The following is a 19,249-nucleotide window of genomic DNA, read 5'->3' as shown; positions in this document are numbered from 1 at the left end:
GAGCCTGACTGAACATGACAATCTCGTTCAACGGACGTGTCGCCATCGTCACCGGGGCCGGCGGCGGGCTGGGCCGGGCCTATGCGCTCGAACTGGCGCGGCGCGGGGCCAAGGTGGTGGTCAATGATCTGGGCGGCACGCGCGACGGCACCGGCCAGAGCGATGCGGCACTCAAGGTCGTCGAGGAAATCGCGGCGCTGGGCGGCGAGGCGATGGCCAATGGCGGCTCGGTCACCGAATATGAGCAGATGGTCGAAATGGTCGCCCGCGCCAAGGAGCGCTGGGGCGGCGTCCATGTGCTGATCAACAATGCCGGCATCCTGCGCGACAAAAGCTTTGCCAAGATGACGCCGGAGGATTTCGAACTGGTGGTGCGCGTCCACCTGCTCGGCTCGGCCTATTGCACCAAGGCGGTGTGGGACGTGATGCGCGACCAGGCCTATGGCCGCATCCTGATGACCGCATCGTCGACCGGTCTCTACGGCAATTTCGGCCAGGCCAATTATGGCGCGGCCAAGCTCGGCCTGGCCGGGCTGACCAAGACGCTGCACCTCGAAGGCGCGAAATATAATGTGCGGTGCAACACCATCGCGCCGGTCGCGGGCACGCGGATGACCGAGGATCTGTTCCCCGAAGAGGCGTTCCGCGCCTTTGCGCCCGAAAATGTGGTGCCCGCCGCGCTCTATCTGGTCAGCGAGGATGCGCCGTCGAACGTGATCGTCGGCGCGGGGGCCGGCGGCTATCACGCCGCGCATGTGACGATGACGCACGGCGTGTTCCTGCCCGAAGCGGAACGCACGCCCGAAGGCATCGCCGCCCATTGGGCCGAAATCATCGACCGCACCGGCGAAACCGTGCCCGAATCGGGCCGCGAACAGTCGGTCGGCATCCTGACGCTGATGCAGCAGGCGGGCTTCGCCGGCCCGACCTCGACCCGCTGAGTTTGTGCCGCATCTGCGCCGCGCCCTGCGGCGCAGGCGCGGCACCTATGTTTCCGGTGCGGCTCGCGCCGCACGGCGGCACGGGAGCTTCCTTTGCGGCACCTCCCGGCGCACGGGCGGCACCGGCCCGCACCCCCACCCGGCCTCCCATAGCGTATCCTGCCGTTGGGAGGCCGGGTGGGGGTGCGGGCCGGTGCCGCTCTTCCCAAACAAAAATCAGTCCGCAACCAGCTTCATCAGCTTGCGTTCGACCGGGGCGAGCACCGGGCCAAGCTCATGGCCGCGGCGCAGCACCGCCCCGCCCTCGCCGATCAGCGCCCACATGCCCTGGCGGTTGCGGAGCGCCGGGCGCTTTTCGATCCGGTATTCGGGCCGTTCGGCGGCGCGGCGAAAGGCGCTGAACGCCGCCGCCTCGCGCCCCAGATCGATCGCATAATCACGCCACAGCCCGGCCGCGACCATGCGGCCGTAAAGATCGAGGATGCGGGTCAGTTCGGCGCGGTCGAAGCCGATTTGGACCGGATTGCGGTTGAGCGGCAGCGGCAGGACATTGCTCATCCGAACAGGTCTTTGCGCTCCGCATCCAGCGCCGTGGGGGCCGGTTCGCCGGGGTCCGTTGCGGCAGCAGCGCCGGGATCGGCGGGGACCGTCCGCGCCGCGGCATCGCGGCCGCCGCGCGGGCGGCGCTCGGCCATCAGCGCGTCGATGCGCTTCTGCATCCGCTCGATCTCGCATTTCAGGATTTCAAGCTGCTGGGTCGCCGGATCGAACCGCTCGCTGCACGGCGTGCCATAGGGAACGAAGTCGGTCGTCTCCGGCTTCACCTCGACCAGTGTCGGCCGCGCCGGGATACCCACCATCGTCGCGCCTTCGGGCACATCCTTGGTCACCACCGCATTGGCGCCGATGCGCGCATTGTCGCCCACCCGGATCGGGCCGAGAATCGCCGCCCCCAGGCTGATGATCACGCCATTGCCGATCGTCGGGTGGCGCTTGCCGCCCACCCCGTTGGTCGGGTTGGTGCCGCCCAGCGTCGCGCCCTGATAGATGGTGACATCATCGCCGATCACCGCCGTTTCGCCGATGACGACGAACCCATGATCGATGAACAGGTTGCGGCCGATGACCGCACCGGGATGGATGTCGATCGCGGTCAGGAAGCGCGAAACATGATTGACGAAACGCGCCAGCCAGAACAGCTCGCCCTCATACAGCCAGTGCGCGACGCGGTGCAGCCCGAGCGCGAGCACGCCCGGATAGAGCAGGATCTCCCACCGGCTGCGCGGCGCCGGATCGCGGGCGCGGATCGCGTCCAGATAGCTGATCAGTGCACGGGGCATGGCCCGGAATCTCCCTCGAACAGCCGCGAAGGGCACCGCCCGGACTCGGTCCGGCCCGGCGCCAAGCACGGCTCAGACGCCCAAGTTAGGCATCGCCGCGCCGGATTGCCAGCCGGTCAGGCCCCGCGCCGCACATCTGGGGATGCACCGGAACGGGACGCGGCGCATTGCCCGACAGCGCCGCCCCAGGGAAGATCGGCGCGCTGTCATCCCCGCTTGGGGCGGCCCAAGCGCTTCTTGGGTTGCCCCGCCCCGGCCAACCGGGGCAAACGGGGTGTGGCCCGCCACAGCAGGAAATGAGCACGTCTTGACCCTTGCCGATCTGCTCGCCCTGTGGCCCTTTGCGCTGATCGGCTTTGCCGCGCAGATCGTCGACGGGGCGCTCGGCATGGCCTTTGGCGTCATCAACTCGACGCTTCTCGTCAGCGCGATGGGCGTGTCGCCCTCCGCCGCATCGGCCAGCGTCCATGCGGTCGAAACCTTCACCACCGCCGCGTCGGGCATCAGCCATGTGATCCACCGCAATGTCGACTGGCGGCTGTTCCTGCGGCTGGCCATTCCCGGCGTCGTCGGCGGTGTGCTGGGTGCCACTGTTCTCAGCTCGATCGACGCTGCGGTCGCCCGCCCGTTCGTCATGGTCTATCTGGCCGGCATCGGCCTTTACCTGCTGGTGCGCGCCTGGCGCGGCCCCGGTGAGCCGCGCACCCCCGCCATGTCGCGCCGCTCGGGCTGGCCGGTGGGTTTCTCGACGCGGCGGGCGGCGGCGGCTGGGGACCGATCGTGACATCCAACCTGCTCGTCCAGGGCGGCAATCCGCGCAAGACCATCGGGACGGTCAACACCGCCGAGTTCTTCCTGACGGCGACGATCTCCGCCACCTTCCTGACCACGCTTGGCTGGCAGGCGTTTACATTGCAGACCATCGGCATCCTGGCCGGCGGCGTGATCGGCGCGCCGTTCGGGGCGGTGCTCGTCAAGCGGCTGTCGGCGCGGGTGCTGATGGCGATGGTCGGCACGCTGCTGACGCTGACCAGCGCCGTCTCGGTCTATGCGGCCTTAGCCTAAAGGGGTTGGCCGCGCGCAGGTGCCGCGCCGCCGGATCGTTCAGCCCGGCTCAGAAATGCGCAAGCGCGCGCCGCACGATCCCGCGATAGATCCGCGCGAGCCGGTCGAGATCGGCCACCGCCACCGCCTCGTCCAGCTTGTGCATCGTCGCATTGGGCAGGCCGAACTCGACGACCGGGCACACAGCGGCCAGGAACCGCGCATCGGATGTGCCGCCGCTGGTCGAAAGCTCCGCCGCGATGCCGGTTTCCGCGGCGATCGCCTCGGCGACCAGCGCCGACAGCGGCCCCGGCGGGGTCAGGAACGCCTCGCCCGAGATGCGCGGGGTGACGACCGCATTGGGCGCATGGGCATGGACGGTGCGCGCGATCAGCGCCGCCAGATCGGCCCCCCGGTGCAGATCGTTGAACCGGATGCTGATCCGCGCGGCGGCACGGCGCGGGATGACGTTGGTCGCCGGGTTGCCGACTTCCAGATCGGTGATCTCGATGTTCGACGGCTGGAACCAGTCGGTGCCGGAGTCAAGCGTCAGCGCATCGATCGCGGCCAGCGCGCGCACCAGCTTGGGCACCGGATTGTCGGCCAGGTGCGGATAGGCGACATGGCCCTGGGTACCGGGCACCTCGATCCAGATATTGACCGAGCCGCGCCGCCCGATCTTGATCGTGTCGCCCAGCCGGTCGACCGAGGTCGGCTCGCCCACCAGGCACATATCGGGTTTCAGCCCGTGCCGGGCCATGCGCTCGATCAGCGCGACCGTGCCGTGCACCGCCGGGCCTTCCTCGTCGCCGGTGATGATCAGGCTGATCGTGCCGGGCAGATCGTCGAGCCCGTCGAGCGCGGCGACAAAGGCGGCGATCGCGCCCTTCATGTCCACCGCGCCGCGGCCATAGAGCAGATCGCCCCTGATTTCGGGCGCGAACGGCGCGCTGGTCCAGCCCTGGCCGGGCGGCACCACGTCCAGATGCCCGGCAAAGGCGAAATGCGCCCCCTCGCCGCCGCGCCAGGCGAGCAGGTTTTCAACCGGCCCGTCGGGTGCATCGCCGGCCAGAAACCGGTCAACGACAAAGCCGCGCGCCGCAAGCATTTCCTCGAGCACGTCGAACACCGCGCCGGTCGCCGGGGTGACGCTGGGCGCGGCGATCAGCGCCTGGGCGAGCGCGAGCGGATCGGCCGCGCTCACGCGTCGCCGTCCCGTTCATACCGGGCCAGCACCCATGGCTCGACCAAGGCGGCGGCCAGCCAGTCCTGCATGAACGGATGGGCGGTGACCGCTTCCGCATAGGCGCGGGCGAGCGGCGGCAGCGCGACCGAATAGGTCGTAAAACGGGTGACGACGGGCGCGAACATGATGTCGGCGGCCCCGAACGCGCCGAACAGATAGTCGCCGCCGCCGCCAAAGCGCGTCCGCGCCTCGCTCCACAGATGCAGCACCCGGGCAATATCGGCCGCCACCTCCTCCGGCCAGTCGCGCGGCGGATCGGTGCGGCGCACATTCATCGGCAGCGCGCGGCGCAGCGCGGCAAAGCCCGAATGCATTTCCGCCACCATCGCGCGGGCAAGGCCGCGCGCGGCATCGTCTTCCGGCCAGAAGCGCGCCCGGCCGACCCGGTCGGCCAGATATTCGAGGATGGCGAGCGAATCCCAGACGGCGATGTCCCCATCCCACAGGATCGGCAGCTTGCCGCCGCCCGGCGCAATGTCCGGCCCGTCGCGGCGCGCCGGCCAGTCATCGTCATAGAGCGGCACGACCACTTCTTCGAACGGAAGGCCGGACTGGCGGACGGCCAGCCAGCCGCGCAGCGACCAGCTGGAATAGGCCTTGTTGCCGATAAGGAGCCTGAGCATGGCCGGGGTGTAGCCGCGCGCGCTACCGGGTGTCGAGCGGGGTTATTGGGAAAGGTTTTCTGTGCTGCGCCTTGCGGCGCAGGGGCGAGCTTGGTTGTTGCGCGCCTCTCGGCGCGGGGGCGGCACCGGAGTTACCTGTGCTGCGCCTTGCGGCGCAGGGGCGGCACCGGCCCGCTCCCCCACCCGGCCTCCCAACGGCAGGATACGCTATGGGAGGCCGGGTGGGGGAGCGGGCCGGTGCCGTTCTTCCCAATTCACAAATCCCCGGTGCCGTTCTTCCCAATCAAACGACTCCCGGTGCCGCGGCAAACAGCAAGCCCCGGCAATCAGTCGTTCACCGCCTCCAGCACGGCGGCGCGCAGTTCGGCGATGCCGCCGCCCTTTTCGCTCGACGTCGCGATCACATGCGGGTGCGCGGCGGGGTGGCGGCGTGCCTCGGCGGCGGTGGCCGCCCGCACGGCCTCAAGCTCGCTCGCCTTGACCTTGTCGGCCTTGGTCAGCACCAGCCGGTAGCTGACCGCCGCCTTGTCGAGCATCTGCATCAGCTCGCGGTCCACGTCCTTCAGCCCGTGGCGGCTGTCGACCAGCACCAGCACGCGCTTCAGCACCGCGCGCCCGCGCAGATAATCGTTCACCAGATAGCGCCATTTGCGGATCAGGTCCTTGGGCGCCTTGGCAAAGCCATAGCCGGGCATGTCGACAAGCCGGAACACCATCGGATCGCCGACATCGAAAAAGTTCAGCTCCTGCGTCCGCCCCGGCGTGTTCGAGGTGCGCGCCAGGCCGTTGCGCCCGGTGAGCGCGTTGAGCAGCGACGATTTGCCGACATTGGAGCGGCCCGCAAAGGCCACTTCGGGCGTGTCGGGTTCAGGCAGAAAGCGCAGCTCGGGCGCCGATTTCAGGAAGGTGACCGGCCCGGCGAACAGCCGGCGCGCGGCCTCGACCAGCTCGGGATCGAGCGGCGCGGCGGCGGCATCCGCCGCCTGATCGGCCGCCAGATGTCCGCCTGCCGGCTGCCCGAGCCCCAGCTGATCTCCGTCCGTCCCGGACATCAGCTGGTGACCGGGCCGGGCTGGTTCTTCAGCCCCGGATGCTGCTTGTACAGCCACCATTGCTGGGCGATGGCGAGGACGTTCGACACCACCCAGTAGAGCTGCAGCCCGGCGGCAAACGGGGCCATGATGAACATGAACACCCAGGGCATGATCGAGAACACCTGCTGCTGCACGGGGTCCATCTGCGCCGGGTTGAGGCGGAACTGCACATACATGGTGATGCCGAGCAGGATCGGCAGCACGCCCAGCGCGAGGAAGGCCGGCGGCGTGAACGGCAGCAGGCCGAACAGGTTGACCGGGGTCAGCGGATCGGGGGCCGACAAATCCCTGATCCACAGCACGAACGGCTGGTGGCGCATCTCGGTCGTCAGCATCAGCACCTTGTAGAGCGCGTAGAAGACCGGGATCTGGAGGACGATCGGCAGGCAGCCGGCAAAAGGATTGATCTTCTCGCGCCGGTAAAGCTCCAGCATCTCCTGCTGCAGCTTCGGCTTGTCGTCCTTATAGCGTTCCTGGAGCGCCTTCACCTTGGGCTGCACGGCGCGCATCCCGGCCATCGACGCGAACTGGCGCTGGGCGATCGGGAACATCAGCGCGCGGACGATGACCGTCAGCAGGATGATGGCGACGCCGAAATTGCCCACCGCCTTGAACAGCCAGTTGAGCAGCCAGAAGATCGGCCGTTCGACAATGCCGAACCAGCCCCAGTCGATCGCCTTGTCGAAGTTGGTGATCTTCAGGTCGCGCTCATAGGCCTGGAGCAGCGCCACTTCCTTGGCGCCCGCAAACAGCCGGCTGCTCGTCGTCACCGCCTTGCCGCGCGCAAGCACGGTTGCCTCGGCCGGGGTGAAGGCGGCGATATAGCCCTTGTTGCCGCCCTCTCCGCCAGTTGCCCGGAAGCTTGCATCGACGCGCGCGCCCGGTGCCGGGGCAAGCGCGGTCAGCCAGTATTTGTCGGTAAAGCCCAGCCAGCCGCCGGTGGTCGCAAAGCTGCGCCCGGCGCTGCCGCTGGCGTCGAGATCGGGGTAATTGACGTCATATTGCGCGACGCCGTCGAACACGCCGACCGGGCCGGTATGGATCGTCCAGGTGTCGGGATCGACCGATTCGCCGGTGCGGCGGATGAGCGAGAAGGCCCGCACCGCAACCGGGCCGGCCCCGCCATTGGCGACGCTCTGTTCAGCCGAAATCATGTAGTTGGCATCGATCGACAGGCGGATGCGGAAAATCTGCCCGGTGCCGTTCGTCCAGCTGAGCGTGACCGCGCGGCCGGGCGCGAGCAGCGTGCCATCGGCCTGCCACAGCGTGTCGCCGCCGGGCAGCGCCGCACCCTCGCCGGTCCAGCCAAAGGTCGCGAACGCCGCGCGGGCCGCGCCTTCGGGCGACAGCAGCCGCACCGGCGGCGCGCCCCGCGCGATCGTTTCGTCATGCTCCTTGAGCACCAGATCGTCGAGCCGCGCGCCCTTGAGGTTGATCGATCCGGCGACCGCCGGCGTGTCGATGCGCACGCGCGGGCTGTCGCGCAACACCGCCTCGCGCGGGCGCAGCGCACGGACGACGGCGGGCGTCGGGATCGCACCCGGCGCGGCGGCCGCGGTCGGCCGGCCGTTCTTGGGGGCGGCAGTGGGGAAGAAACGATCCGACAGCGCGCTCCAGCCGAACAGCACCATGGCCGACAGCACCAGAGCCAGGATCATGTTGCGCTGATTTTCCAAGCAACCGCTCCAATCAAGGACATATCCGGTCGGGGACCGGGACGTCAGGGTACGGGGTCATAGCCGTGCCCGCCAAGGGGGTGACAGCGGCAGACGCGTTTCAGCGCCAGCCAGCCGCCGCGTGCAGCGCCATAGCGCTCAACCGCCTCGATTGCATAGGCCGAACAGGACGGAAGATAGCGGCAGGTCGGCGGCAGCATGGCCGAGGGATAACGCTGCCACAGCCGGGCGAGCCCGATCAGCAGCCGCGCCGTCCCGCCCCTGCCCGCATCCGGCGGGCCTGATCCGGCCTCGGCCGCACCGGCCTTGCCTGCACCGTCTGGGGCCGAACTGTCTTCACCCGCCTCTGCCATGTCAGCGCGCCCGGCCGCGCGGCGGACCGCGCCGCCCGCCATCGGGCGCCACCTCGCCGCGCGCCACCCGGCCAAGTGCCTTGGCGAGTTCGCTCTGAAGCCGGTCGAACGCCCGCTCGACCCCGCCTTGACGGCCGATCAGCACATGATCGGCACCGGCCATGCCGCCCGTTGGCAGCATCTGCCGCGCAAGCGCGCGGAACCGGCGCTTCATCCGGTTGCGGACGACCGCGCCGCCGATCTTCTTGGTGACGGTAATGCCCAGGCGCATGGCAGGATCGCCATCGCCGCGCGGGCGGACGAGCAACACAAAGCCGGGCATCGGCACGCGAAGCCCCGCATTGGCAGCCAGAAAATCGGCCCGGCGCGTGATCGTCAGGACCGGCGCACCGCCCGCACCAATGGCCGGATGCGCACCGGTTTCTTTTTCCTGGCCGGCTTTTTCCCCCTGACCGGCGGGCACCATGGCCGCGCTGCGGGGCGCGGCCGGGGTCATCCCGCCCGCGCCGGGGTCCTGCCCGGTCAGGCCGACAGCGTCTTGCGACCGCGGGCGCGGCGCGCCGCGATCACCTTGCGGCCGCCGACCGTCGCCATGCGGGCGCGGAAACCGTGGCGCCGCTTGCGAACCAGGTTGCTCGGCTGAAACGTGCGCTTCATCGCTCATTCCTCAACAAATCTGAACAAAAAAGCCGCCCAAGCACAGGCGGCCACTTCACCGCGTCCCGTTAGCCGCGCGGCACCCCGGAGTCAATGCGGCGCAGGCGGCCCGCATCGGCATTTACGCGGCGCTGCGCAGGCAGTTGCGCCCGGCATTCTTCGCCGCATAGAGCGCCGCATCGGCCTCGCGCAACAGGCCGGTCGTGTCGATGCCCGGCTGCGCGACCGCGACCCCCAGGCTGACCGTCACCGTCAGCCCCGGACAGGACGGATGCACCTCGGCCGCGCAGGCGGCGCGCAGCCGCTCGCCCACCGCCACCGCCTGGGCCAGCGTCGCGCCGGGCATCAGCACGGCAAACTCCTCGCCCCCCAGCCGCCCGACCACATCATTGTCACGCACCGAGCGGCGGGCGACACGGGCGATGGCGCGCAGCACATCATCGCCCGCCAGATGGCCGAACCGGTCATTGACCTGCTTGAAATAATCAAGGTCGAACAAAGCGATGGCGAGGCCCGGCTGGTCCCGCCCGCGCATGGCATCGGCGCGGACCACCCCTTCTTCGCCCGCCTTGCCGGCCCGGTCGGCAAGCGCGCGCCCGAGCAGGTCGAGAAACGCCCGGCGCGACGCCAGCCCGGTCAGCTCGTCGGTCGCCGCCAGCAGCCGGGCGGCCTCCGCCTCGCGCTCGGCACGCCGCCGCGCCTCATCGGCATGGGCGGCAAGCGCCACACGGTCGGAGATGTCGACGATGGTGCCGGCAGTGCCGGTCACCACGCCTGCCGCGTCGCGCAGCGCGTGCGCGTTGACCTCCACCCAGCGCTGGCCGCCGTCGCGGCGGCGGAAACGCAGCTGCATGCGCAGCGAATCGAACAGCCCGGTGTCCATGCCCCGCGCGCGGGCCAGCACGGTATCGCGGTCTTCGGGCACCACCTGGCTCAGATAGGACTGGCCGAGCGACTCCGCTGTCGAAAAACCGGTCATCGTTTCCCAGGCGGGATTGAGAAAGGTCCAGCGGCCGCGCCCGTCGGTGCGGTAGATGACGTCCGACACCGCATCGACGACGGTGCGGAACTCGCGCTCGCTGCGGCGCAGCCGGGCGCTGAACCGGTCGCGCTCGCCCAGCACGGCGGCAAGCGCCAGTTCCGACAATATGGTGAGCGCGAGGAACAGCTGGAACACCAGCACCCGTTCCTGGTCACTTCCCCTGACCAGCACAAACGGCCCGGTATCCATGCCCAGCGCGACCGTGCCGATGATCGCCAGGATGCAGGCGGCCGCGGCCGCGCCGAAGCCGCGCAGCCAATAGGTGACGTGCATGACCAGCGGCACCAGCATGAAGGACAGCGGCCAGCGCGCCTGCGCGAACACGAAGGCGGCAACCGGCACCAGCGCGACCAGCGCAAGCATGCCGTTTTTCAGATCGCGCGGCGGCAGCGACAGGCTGCGCCGCCACGCGGTCCAGCCGATCAGCAGCGTGGGCGTGACGATCAGCAGCCCCAGCAGGTCGGACAGGAACCAGTCATGCGCGGTCGTGATGATCGGATCGCCCAGCCAGAAGGCGGCCGCAAGGCTGGCCCAGATCGCGCCCCACAGCGAACCGGCCAGCGCGGCGATCACGAACCGCCCCAGCCCGGCCAGGCTTTCAAGGTCCAGCGATTGCCGGCGCACCGACAGCAGCCGCCCGACGATATAGACCTGGCTGGCGTTGATCAGACCATAGCCTAACGACAGCGCCCAGATGCGGCCGTCGAGCGCCAGGTCGGTCCCCGAGGATGACAGGAACACGGCGGCGATCACCGCCGGCCAGCGCGTGCGCGGCGACAGCATCAACACGCACAGGGCGATCGCATTGGGGGGCCAGAACACCGCCGGCCCGTCGGTCCAGCCACCCAGCGCCAGCGACCCGAGGATCGTCGCCGACAGCAGCGGCGCGAGGGCGAGCGTGATGCCGGCCATCAGCGCCCAGTGCCGAAGTCGCGACCGGGCCGGCGTCATCGCGCGCCCGGGCGGGTCTTGCGGACGGGATGGGGAATGGCGCTCACAGTCTCCGGACACGGGCTTGCTTGGCAGGGGCAGGCCGGACCGGGAACCGGCGGGTGCGGGCCTGGGCGGCGCGGACCGGCCGGGTGGCTTGCCCGCACCTTGACCTGCCACCCATACCCTGCCTGACCCGGGTGAACAATCGGTTGCATCGCCCCTCCGGCATGACCGGTTGACGCGGCAGCGGTCACGCCCATAACCCCGGGGCCATGACCACCGCCCGCTCATGCTGTTCAACAGCCTCACGCGCCGCACCGAAGCCTTTGCGCCCGTCCATTCGGGGGAAGCGCGGGTCTATACCTGCGGGCCGACCGTCTATGCCTATCAGCATATCGGCAACATGCGCGCCTATGTGTTTGCCGACACGCTTGGCCGGGTGCTGAGCTGGAAGGGGTTTGCGCTGCGCCACGTCATCAACATCACCGATGTCGGGCATCTGACCTCGGATGCCGATGCCGGCGACGACAAGATGGAAAAGGCAGCGCAGCGCGCCGGGCAGTCGGCATGGGACATCGCCCGCCACTATACCGAGGCCTATTGGGCCGACATCGCAAGGCTCAATATCCGCCAGCCGTTCAAATGGACGATCGCGACCGATTATGTGCCCGCGATGATCGCCTTTGCCGAAACCATCGCCGACAGGCACTGCTATCTGCTCGACAGCGGGCTGTATTTCGACACCTCGACCGTGCCCGAATATGGCCGGCTGGCGCGCGCCGAAACCGGGGCCGGCGAAGGCCGCATCGACAGCGTTGAGGGCAAGCGCCACCCGTCGGATTTCGCGATCTGGCGGCGCACCCCGCCCGGCGAGACGCGGCAGATGGAATGGGATTCGCCCTGGGGCCGGGGCGCGCCTGGCTGGCACCTTGAATGTTCGGTGATGTCGGAGGCCGAGCTCGGACTGCCGTTCGACATCCATACCGGCGGCATCGACCACCGCGAAATCCACCACCCCAACGAAATCGCGCAGAACCAGGCGCGCTGCGCCAGCCATGACAGCGGCGCGCGCATCTGGATGCACAACAATTTCCTGATAGACCGTGGCGGCAAGATGTCGAAGTCGAGCGGGGAGTTTCTGCGCCTGCAACTGCTCGTCGACCGGGGCTTTCACCCGCTCGCCTACCGGCTGATGTGCCTGCAGGCGCATTACCGGTCGGAACTGGAGTTCAGCTGGCCGAGCCTGGCCGCCGCGCTCACCCGGCTGAAGCGCATGGTGATGGCGGCGGCCAGGCTCGGCGACACCATGGCGGCGGAGATCAAGACCCCGGCGCTGGTCGCCGCGATGGCGGCATTCGATGCGGCGCTCAGCGACGATCTCAACACCCCGCTCGCGCTCACCCAGCTCGAGGCGGTGCTGACGATGAAACAGGCCGCCCCGGCGGAACGGCGCGCGGCGGCGGCGCGGATGGACGAGGCGCTGGGGCTGCAGCTGTTCGCGATCGACCGCGCGGCGCTGCGCGTGCGCCCGGCCGATGCCGCGATCGACGAAGCCCGGATCGACGCCATGATGGCCGCGCGCCAGGCGGCGCGGGCGGCAAAGGATTTTGCCGAATCCGACCGCATCCGCGACACGCTCAACCAGGCGGGCGTCGAGGTGATGGACGGCGATCCGCTGGGCTGGGACTGGATCCTGTCCGCCGACGCGCCACGGGGAGAGAGCGCATGATCGTCGTTCTGCCCGCCCCCGCCCGGCCGCTGCTGGAGCCGCATCTGCCCGCCGATGTCGAGCCTTTGTGGTTCGGCACCGCCGAAGATGCCTATCGCATGGCGCCGGAGGCCGAGATTGGCTGGCTGGACATGCAGGTGCCCGGCCATACCGGCCGGGCGATCGCGCTGGGCGAAAAGCTGCGCTGGGTGACGACCATCTATGCCGGGCTCGATGCGTTTCCGCTCGATCTGCTGAAGGCGCGCGGCACCGTTCTGACCAACGGGGTCGGGGTCAACACCAATGCGGTCGCCGAATATGCGGTGCTCGGCATGCTGGCGCTGGCGAAGGATTTTCCCGCCGTGGTGCGCGCCGGCGACCGGCAAGAATGGCTGCGCGATTCGCCCGGCAAGGTCGAGCTGGAAGGCGCGCGCGCGCTCATCATCGGCTATGGCGCGATCGGCCGCCGGATCGGCCAGATTCTCGGCGGGTTCGGGATGAAGCTGACCGGCGTGCGCCGCTCGCCCCCTACGGAACCGGCCGGCGCGGACGGCACCGAGATTATCGGCCCCGGCGACTGGCGGGCGCGGCTGGGCACGTTCGACTGGGTGATCCTGGCCGCCCCGGCGACGGCGGAAACCGGCGCGATGATCGGCGCGGCGGAGCTGCGGGCGATGCGGCCCGATGCCCGGCTGGTCAATATCGGGCGCGGGTCGCTGGTCGATCAGGATGCGCTGGTCACCGCACTTGCAACGGGCGGCATCGCGGGGCGCATCTGGACGTGACCGATCCCGAACCTTTGCCCGCCGGCCACCCGCTATGGACCGCGCCCAACGCGCTCATCACCATGCATCTGTCGGGCCGCGCCCAGACCCGCATGTTCGCGCGCGCCGGGCAGCTGTTCCTCGACAATCTCGCCCGCTACCGCGCGGGCGAACCGCTGATGAACCGGGTCGATCTCGATCTTGGTTATTAAGGCCGGACGGGTGCGCCGGCCCGGCCTTAATCCTTCCATTTAACGCTTCCTACATCCCGCGCTGGCACGGTTCCCCGACCTTTGATGACAGGCCGGTGCCATGCGCGACGAGGCGTTTGAGGAAGTTGGGCGGCAGGATGCGCTGGGCACCGCCCGCCGCGATCTGCTTGCCGGCGGGGTGACCGTCGCCGCCGCGATCATGCTGGTCGGCCTGAGCGGCCCGGTGCTGTCCGAGGCGGTGAGCGTGATCGGCCGCGACGGTTCGGATCAGGTGCTGGCGACCGCGCTCATCCTCAACATCGCCCTGCTGCTGTTCGGCTGGCGGCGCTATGCCGATCTGCGCCGCGAGGTGCGCGAACGCGCCATCGCCGAGGCGCGGGTGCAGGCGCTCGCCTCGCAGGATCCGCTGACCGGCCTCCACAACCGCGTCGCCTTTCTCGCCGCCGCCGCGCAGATGATCGACCGCGCCCGCCGCCACGGCCAGGCCGCGGTGCTGGTGGTTCTCGACCTCGATCACTTCAAGACGATCAATGACGTGAACGGCCATGCCATCGGCGATGCGGCGCTCACCTTTGTCGCGCGGATCATCGACGCGCACCTGCCGCCCGATGCCCGCGCCGCGCGGCTGGGCGGTGACGAGTTTGCCGTGCTGATGACGGTGCCCGCCGGCCAGACCGATCTGGCAGAGGCCTTTGCCGATCAGCTGCTCGCCCGGCTTGGCGGCCAGATGGACACGGGCGGGGCCGCCGTTCATGTCGGCGCGTCGATCGGGCTGGCGGTGATCGAGGACCAGTCCGACACCGTCGATGCGCTGATGCGCCGTGCCGATATCGCCATGTATGCGTCGAAAAATGCCGGGCGGCACCGGTTCAGCTGGTTCGACGCCTCGATGGAGCGCGAGCTGTCGACGCGCAACGCGCTGGAGATCGGGATGCGCGAGGGCATTCCGCTCGGCCAGTTCGTGCCATTCTACGAACAGCAGATCGATCTCGCGACCGGCCAGCTGCACGGCTTTGAAATGCTCGCGCGCTGGCGGCACCCGAGCCGGGGCATCGTGCCGCCCGACATCTTCATCCCGATCGCCGAGGAAACCGGGCTGATCGCCGACCTGTCGATGTCGGTGATGCGCCAGGCGTTTGAAGAGGCGAAAAGCTGGGATCCTTCGCTCACCCTGTCGGTCAACATCGCGCCCAGCCAGCTCAAGGATCCGTGGCTGGCGCAGAAGATCGTCAAGCTGCTCGTCGAAACCGGCTTTCCGGCCAGCCGGCTGGAGGTGGAGATCACCGAAAGCGCGCTGTTTGAAAATCTGGGCGTCGCCCAGTCGATCATCGGCAGCCTGAAGAACCAGGGCGTGCGCATCGCGCTTGATGATTTCGGCACCGGCTATTCGTCGCTGTCGCATCTGCGCGCGCTGCCGTTCGACCGGATCAAGATCGACCGCAGCTTCGTCACCTCGATCGGCAGCAGCAGCGAAAGCGCGGCGATCGTCAACGCGATCACCAGGCTCAGCGACAGCCTCGGCCTGCCGGTGACCGCCGAAGGCGTCGAGACGCCGGCCATCGAGCGCCACATGCGCGAACTTGGCTGCCACAAGGCGCAGGGCTGGGTGTTCGGCAAGCCGATGGATGTCGGCCAGGTGCGCGCGCTGCTCGCCGAACAGAATCTGCTCCCGGCGCTGCGCGGCGACGAACGCGGCGAGGCGCTGCGCCGGGCGGTGCCGTCCGAGCCGGCCGCTTTGCCCCCGGTCGACCGGCTGAGCGCCTGAGGGGGTGTTTGTGCTGCGCCTTGTGGCGCAGGGAGTTGTTTGTTGCGCGCCTCACGGCGCCGGTGCCGTTCTTCCCAAGCAAACAACCGCCTCCGGGAGTGGACTTGGCGGCCCGCGCTGCTTAAGTCGCCGCTCCCATGCGCTTTGCCTTCGACAAGATGCACGGCCTCGGCAACGACTTTGTCATCGTCGATGCCCGCCGCCAGCCGGTCGCGATCGACGCGGCGCGCGCGCGCGCGGTTGCCGACCGGCACCGGGGCATTGGCTGTGACCAGCTGATCCTGATCGAAGCCTCGGGCGAGGCCGATCTGCGGATGCGGATCTGGAACGCCGATGGCGGCGAGGTCGAGCAATGCGGCAATGCGCTGCGCTGCGTCGCCGCGCTGACCGGGGCGACGCGGATCGAGACGGCGGGCGGGCTGGTCGCCGCCGAACAGGGCGGCGGCGGCATCACCATCGACATGGGTGCGCCGCGGTTCGAGTGGGATGCGATCCCGCTTGCCTATCCGCTCGACACCGCACCGCTGCCGCTGGGCTGGGACGGGCTGGCGGGCGGCCATGCGCTCAGCGTCGGCAATCCGCACATCGTGTTTTTCGTGCCCGATCTGGCGGCCGTGCCGCTCGACCGCATCGGCCCGGTGATCGAAACCGATCCTGTCTTTCCAAAGCGGATCAACGTGAACGTCGCTGAAGTGACCGGGCCTGCCGCGCTCCGCCTCAGCGTCTGGGAACGCGGTGCCGGGCTGACCCGTGCCTGCGGCACCGGCGCGTGCGCGACGGCGGTGGCGGCGATCCGCCAGGGGCTGGTGTCCGGCCCGGTCGAGGTGCGGCTGCCCGGCGGGCCGCTGGTCATCGACTGGACGCCGGGCGGCACCATCCGCATGACCGGTCCCGCCACCCATGTCTTTGCCGGCGAGGCCGAGTGGGAGGCGTTTGCGTGACCGCCCTTCTGCCCCGGGAAGGCCGTGCATGACCGTCATTTCGCTAGGCTGCCGGCTGAACATCGCCGAAAGCGCCGCCATCGGCGCGATGATCGGCGCGCGCAGCGACGTCGTCGTCATCAACAGCTGCGCCGTCACCGAGGCGGCGGTGCGCGAGACGCGGCGCGCGGTGCGCCGGGCGCGGCGCGACCGGCCCGATGCGCGCATCCTCGTCACCGGCTGCGCGGCGGAAACCGAACGCGACATGCTGGCCGCGATGGCCGAGGTCGATGCGCTGGTGCCCAATGTGGCCAAGCTCGATCCGGCGGCCTTTGCCGGGCTGCTGCCCCCGCCCGCCCCGGCTCTTGCCGAGGCGGAGGCGGAGGCGGAGGCGGAGGCGGAACCGGCTCCTGCCCCCGCCCCTGCCCCCCGCCATGCCCGCGCCTTTCTGCCCGTGCAGAATGGCTGCGATCATCGCTGCACCTTCTGCATCATCCCCTATGGCCGTGGCCCCAGCCGGTCCGAGCCCGCGGGCGCGGTGATCGCGCGGGCGCAGGCGCTGGTCGATGCCGGGCACCGCGAGATCGTGCTGACCGGCGTCGATGTCACCAGCTATGGCGACCTGCCGGGCGACGGGCTGGGCCTGCTCGTCGAACGGCTGCTCAGGCACGTGCCCGATCTGCCGCGCATCCGGCTGTCGTCGCTCGACCCGGTCGAGATCGACCAGCGGCTGATCGATCTGATCTGCCACGAACCCCGGCTGATGCCGCATCTGCATCTGTCGCTGCAGGCCGGCGACGACCTGATCCTCAAACGGATGAAGCGCCGCCATCTGCGCGCCGATGCGATCCGGCTGGTGGAACAGGTCAAGGCCGCGCGGCCCGAAATCGCCATCGGCGCGGACCTGATCGCCGGCTTTCCCACCGAGAGCGAGGCGGCATTTGCCAACAGCCTCAAAATCCTCGACGAATGCGATATCGTGTTCGGCCATATCTTTCCGTTTTCGCCCCGCCGGGGGACGCCCGCCGCGCGCATGCCGCAGGTCGATCCGGCAACCGTGCGTGCGCGCGCGGCGCAGCTGCGCGCCGCCTGTGGCGACCGGCTGGCCCGCCATCTCGACACGCTGATCGGCACGACCCAGCAGCTGCTGGTCGAGCTTGACGGCGTGAGCGGCCATGCGCCGGGCTTTCAACGCATCATGCTCGACCGGCCGCAGCCGCCGGGCAGCATCGTCGCCGCGCGGATCACGGGGCGGCTGGGCGAGACGCTACAGGGGACATTGGCATGAGCGAGGGAAGCTGGCGCGACCGGCTGCTGGGCGGGTTCCGCCGGACGTCGGACCGGCTGAGCGACAATCTGACCGGCCTGTTCACCCGTGCCGCGCTCGACAAGGCGACGCTCGACGAGATCGAGGATGCGCTCATCGCCTCCGATCTCGGCCCGGCCATGGCGCAGCGCATCCGCAACCGGCTGGCCGAGGGCCGGTTCGAACGCGGGCTCGACGCGCGGGCGGTGAAGGAAATCGTCGCCGAGGAGATCGAGAAGGTGCTGGCCCCGGTCGCCCGCCCGCTCGACATCGACGCCTTTCCGCGCCCGCAGGTGATCCTGGTCATCGGCGTCAACGGTTCGGGTAAGACGACGACCATCGCCAAGCTGGCGCGCCGGTTCCAGGAACAGGATTATGGCGTGATGCTGGCGGCGGGCGACACGTTCCGCGCCGCCGCGATCGCGCAGCTGCGTATTTGGGCGGAACGGATCGGCGTGCCGATCCTGGCCGGTCCCGAAGGCGGCGACCCCGCCGGGATCGTCTGGGACGCGGTCAAGCAGGCGACCGGCACCGGCATCGACGCGCTGATCGTCGATACCGCCGGGCGGCTGCAGAACAAGCGCGAGCTGATGGACGAGCTGGCGAAGATCCGCCGCGTGCTGGGGCGGCTCAATCCGGCCGCGCCGCACAATGTCATCCTGGTGCTCGATGCGACCACCGGCCAGAACGCGCTGGCGCAGATCGAGGTGTTCAAGGATGTGGCGGGCGTGACCGGGCTGGTCATGACCAAGCTTGACGGCACCGCGCGCGGCGGCGTGCTGGTGGCGGCGGCGGAGCGGTTCGGCCTGCCCATCCATGCGATCGGCGTCGGCGAGGGGATGGACGATCTGCGCCCGTTCGACGCGCGCGAGGTGGCGCGGATGATCGCCGGACTGGAGGATGAATGACCAGCGAACGCCCCACCCCCGCGCCTGCCCCACCCCCTGCGCCTGACAGCCGGCCGCGCGAGCTGTCGCCGGGGCTGCGCATGGCGGTCGATTTCGGGCCGCTGCTCGTGTTCTTTGCGGCCAACAGCCTCGCCTCCGGCCCCAAGCTGATGAAGGTGCTGGCGGCGACGACGGCATTCATGGTCGCGGTTGCCGCCGCGATGATCGTGTCGCGCATCAAGGCCGGACGCATTTCGCCGATGCTGTGGATTTCGGGCGGGCTGGTGCTGTTCTTCGGCGGCCTGACGCTGTGGTTCCGCGACGACACCTTCATCAAGATGAAGCCGACCATCGTCTATCTGATGTTCGCGGTGATCCTGGGCTATGGCCTACTCTCGGGCCGGCCGCTGCTCCGGATGCTGCTCGAGGCCAGCTATCCGGGGCTGAACGACGCCGGGTGGCGCAAGCTGACCGTCAACTGGACGGGCTTTTTCCTGCTGATGGCGGCGCTCAACGAGGCGGTGTGGCGCACGCAGAGCTGGGATTTCTGGGTGGCGTTCAAGCTGTGGGGCGCGGTGCCGCTGACCATGGTGTTCGCCATCGCCAACATTCCCATGCTGCTGCGCCACGGCCTGCAGGACGCGCGCAAGACCCCGCTTCCCCCCGAGCAATAAGCCGCAGACGTCCACGCAAAAGGGGCGGCGACCACCGGGTCGCCGCCCCCTTCATGTCACCCTT

The 19,249-nt window shown here is 69.4% G+C and carries 17 protein-coding genes and 2 pseudogenes; 9 read left to right on the top strand and 10 right to left on the bottom strand.

The window, feature by feature from the left end; translation table 11 throughout:
* Positions 1–14 precede the first annotated feature (14 nt).
* Positions 15–941 carry an SDR family NAD(P)-dependent oxidoreductase gene (locus GVO57_RS09170; RefSeq protein ID WP_160592889.1) on the top strand — a complete coding sequence of 309 codons (927 nt, stop codon included), beginning with the start codon at positions 15–17 and terminating at the stop codon, positions 939–941.
* Positions 942–1,157: 216 nt separating this feature from the next.
* On the opposite strand, the gene GVO57_RS09165 is transcribed toward GVO57_RS09170, so the two are convergent.
* Together GVO57_RS09165 and epsC are read right to left on the bottom strand one after the other, a co-directional pair.
* On the bottom strand, positions 1,158–1,499 hold the full coding sequence (locus GVO57_RS09165) for a DUF2794 domain-containing protein (protein WP_160592888.1): 342 nt from the start codon (positions 1,497–1,499) through the stop codon (positions 1,158–1,160).
* Positions 1,496–2,281: a serine O-acetyltransferase EpsC gene (gene epsC, locus GVO57_RS09160; protein WP_160592887.1), complete on the bottom strand. Its 786-nt coding sequence runs from the start codon at positions 2,279–2,281 to the stop codon at positions 1,496–1,498. Before epsC ends, GVO57_RS09165 begins: the two co-directional genes overlap by 4 nt.
* Here epsC and GVO57_RS09155 point away from each other — a divergent pair.
* A pseudogene (locus GVO57_RS09155) lies at positions 2,280–3,346 on the top strand (sulfite exporter TauE/SafE family protein). The gene epsC and the pseudogene GVO57_RS09155 sit on opposite strands and share 2 nt — an antisense overlap.
* 49 nt (positions 3,347–3,395) lie before the next feature.
* On the opposite strand, the gene dapE reads toward GVO57_RS09155, so the two are convergent.
* The 8 genes from dapE to GVO57_RS09115 form a co-directional block, all read right to left on the bottom strand.
* Complete coding sequence (gene dapE, locus GVO57_RS09150) at positions 3,396–4,529, bottom strand: succinyl-diaminopimelate desuccinylase (protein WP_160592886.1); 1,134 nt, start codon at positions 4,527–4,529, stop codon at positions 3,396–3,398.
* Entirely contained in the window at positions 4,526–5,194 is a 669-nt protein-coding gene (locus tag GVO57_RS09145; protein WP_160592885.1) for a glutathione S-transferase family protein, read from the bottom strand. Before GVO57_RS09145 ends, dapE begins: the two co-directional genes overlap by 4 nt.
* A gap of 326 nt (positions 5,195–5,520) precedes the next feature.
* The gene (yihA, locus tag GVO57_RS09140; RefSeq protein ID WP_160592884.1) at positions 5,521–6,246 is read right to left on the bottom strand and encodes a ribosome biogenesis GTP-binding protein YihA/YsxC; all 726 of its coding nucleotides are present in this window, start codon (positions 6,244–6,246) and stop codon (positions 5,521–5,523) included.
* Positions 6,246–7,964: a membrane protein insertase YidC gene (gene yidC, locus GVO57_RS09135; RefSeq protein WP_160592883.1), complete on the bottom strand. Its 1,719-nt coding sequence runs from the start codon at positions 7,962–7,964 to the stop codon at positions 6,246–6,248. Before yidC ends, yihA begins: the two co-directional genes overlap by 1 nt.
* Before the next feature lie 44 nt (positions 7,965–8,008).
* The gene (gene yidD / locus GVO57_RS15005; RefSeq protein WP_233281561.1) at positions 8,009–8,164 is read right to left on the bottom strand and encodes a membrane protein insertion efficiency factor YidD; all 156 of its coding nucleotides are present in this window, start codon (positions 8,162–8,164) and stop codon (positions 8,009–8,011) included.
* 154 nt (positions 8,165–8,318) lie between these two features.
* Positions 8,319–8,813, bottom strand: a complete 495-nt coding sequence (rnpA, locus tag GVO57_RS09125) for a ribonuclease P protein component (protein ID WP_407695684.1) — start codon at positions 8,811–8,813, stop codon at positions 8,319–8,321.
* A 26-nt stretch (positions 8,814–8,839) separates the two neighbouring features.
* Positions 8,840–8,974, bottom strand: a complete 135-nt coding sequence (gene rpmH, locus GVO57_RS09120) for a 50S ribosomal protein L34 (RefSeq protein WP_160592881.1) — start codon at positions 8,972–8,974, stop codon at positions 8,840–8,842.
* Between the two features lie 121 nt (positions 8,975–9,095).
* Positions 9,096–10,967, bottom strand: a complete 1,872-nt coding sequence (locus GVO57_RS09115) for a sensor domain-containing diguanylate cyclase (protein WP_160592880.1) — start codon at positions 10,965–10,967, stop codon at positions 9,096–9,098.
* A 271-nt stretch (positions 10,968–11,238) separates the two neighbouring features.
* Here GVO57_RS09115 and cysS point away from each other — a divergent pair, with 271 nt between their 5' ends.
* From cysS to GVO57_RS09080, 7 genes and pseudogenes are all read left to right on the top strand, one after another.
* The gene (gene cysS, locus GVO57_RS09110; RefSeq protein WP_160592879.1) at positions 11,239–12,678 is read left to right on the top strand and encodes a cysteine--tRNA ligase; all 1,440 of its coding nucleotides are present in this window, start codon (positions 11,239–11,241) and stop codon (positions 12,676–12,678) included.
* Positions 12,675–13,633 (top strand): annotated as a pseudogene (locus GVO57_RS09105) (D-2-hydroxyacid dehydrogenase). The gene cysS and the pseudogene GVO57_RS09105 overlap by 4 nt, the downstream one beginning before the upstream one ends.
* A 100-nt stretch (positions 13,634–13,733) precedes the next feature.
* Positions 13,734–15,398, top strand: coding sequence for a putative bifunctional diguanylate cyclase/phosphodiesterase (locus tag GVO57_RS09100; protein ID WP_160592878.1), 1,665 nt, complete (start codon positions 13,734–13,736; stop codon positions 15,396–15,398).
* Between the two features lie 137 nt (positions 15,399–15,535).
* Complete coding sequence (gene dapF / locus GVO57_RS09095) at positions 15,536–16,339, top strand: diaminopimelate epimerase (protein WP_160592877.1); 804 nt, start codon at positions 15,536–15,538, stop codon at positions 16,337–16,339.
* A 28-nt stretch (positions 16,340–16,367) separates the two neighbouring features.
* Positions 16,368–17,606, top strand: a complete 1,239-nt coding sequence (mtaB, locus tag GVO57_RS09090; protein ID WP_160592876.1) for a tRNA (N(6)-L-threonylcarbamoyladenosine(37)-C(2))-methylthiotransferase MtaB — start codon at positions 16,368–16,370, stop codon at positions 17,604–17,606.
* Positions 17,603–18,532 carry a signal recognition particle-docking protein FtsY gene (ftsY, locus tag GVO57_RS09085; RefSeq protein WP_160592875.1) on the top strand — a complete coding sequence of 310 codons (930 nt, stop codon included), beginning with the start codon at positions 17,603–17,605 and terminating at the stop codon, positions 18,530–18,532. The genes mtaB and ftsY overlap by 4 nt, the downstream gene beginning before the upstream one ends.
* On the top strand, positions 18,529–19,185 hold the full coding sequence (locus GVO57_RS09080) for a septation protein A (RefSeq protein WP_160592874.1): 657 nt from the start codon (positions 18,529–18,531) through the stop codon (positions 19,183–19,185). Before ftsY ends, GVO57_RS09080 begins: the two co-directional genes overlap by 4 nt.
* Positions 19,186–19,249: the final 64 nt, after the last annotated feature.

Origin of the sequence: Sphingomonas changnyeongensis (assembly GCF_009913435.1) — a bacterium.
Lineage (GTDB): Bacteria > Pseudomonadota > Alphaproteobacteria > Sphingomonadales > Sphingomonadaceae > Sphingomonas_B > Sphingomonas_B changnyeongensis.
The sequence above is the reverse complement of the archived record's forward strand: the minus strand, read 5'-3'. Positions and strand labels throughout refer to the sequence as shown.

Bases quoted from the DNA above. Each gene is read 5' to 3' on its own strand.
- yidD (WP_233281561.1), bottom strand. From the start codon at position 8,164: ATGCTGCCGCCGACCTGCCGCTATCTTCCGTCCTGTTCGGCCTATGCA.
- dapF (WP_160592877.1), top strand. From the start codon at position 15,536: ATGCGCTTTGCCTTCGACAAGATGCACGGCCTCGGCAACGACTTTGTC.
- cysS (WP_160592879.1), top strand. From the start codon at position 11,239: ATGCTGTTCAACAGCCTCACGCGCCGCACCGAAGCCTTTGCGCCCGTC.
- GVO57_RS09100 (WP_160592878.1), top strand. From the start codon at position 13,734: ATGCGCGACGAGGCGTTTGAGGAAGTTGGGCGGCAGGATGCGCTGGGC.
- epsC (WP_160592887.1), bottom strand. From the start codon at position 2,281: ATGCCCCGTGCACTGATCAGCTATCTGGACGCGATCCGCGCCCGCGAT.
- rpmH (WP_160592881.1), bottom strand. From the start codon at position 8,974: ATGAAGCGCACGTTTCAGCCGAGCAACCTGGTTCGCAAGCGGCGCCAC.
- mtaB (WP_160592876.1), top strand. From the start codon at position 16,368: ATGACCGTCATTTCGCTAGGCTGCCGGCTGAACATCGCCGAAAGCGCC.
- yihA (WP_160592884.1), bottom strand. From the start codon at position 6,246: ATGTCCGGGACGGACGGAGATCAGCTGGGGCTCGGGCAGCCGGCAGGC.
- GVO57_RS09170 (WP_160592889.1), top strand. From the start codon at position 15: ATGACAATCTCGTTCAACGGACGTGTCGCCATCGTCACCGGGGCCGGC.
- ftsY (WP_160592875.1), top strand. From the start codon at position 17,603: ATGAGCGAGGGAAGCTGGCGCGACCGGCTGCTGGGCGGGTTCCGCCGG.
- GVO57_RS09115 (WP_160592880.1), bottom strand. From the start codon at position 10,967: ATGACGCCGGCCCGGTCGCGACTTCGGCACTGGGCGCTGATGGCCGGC.
- GVO57_RS09165 (WP_160592888.1), bottom strand. From the start codon at position 1,499: ATGAGCAATGTCCTGCCGCTGCCGCTCAACCGCAATCCGGTCCAAATC.
- rnpA (WP_407695684.1), bottom strand. From the start codon at position 8,813: ATGACCCCGGCCGCGCCCCGCAGCGCGGCCATGGTGCCCGCCGGTCAG.
- GVO57_RS09145 (WP_160592885.1), bottom strand. From the start codon at position 5,194: ATGCTCAGGCTCCTTATCGGCAACAAGGCCTATTCCAGCTGGTCGCTG.
- GVO57_RS09080 (WP_160592874.1), top strand. From the start codon at position 18,529: ATGACCAGCGAACGCCCCACCCCCGCGCCTGCCCCACCCCCTGCGCCT.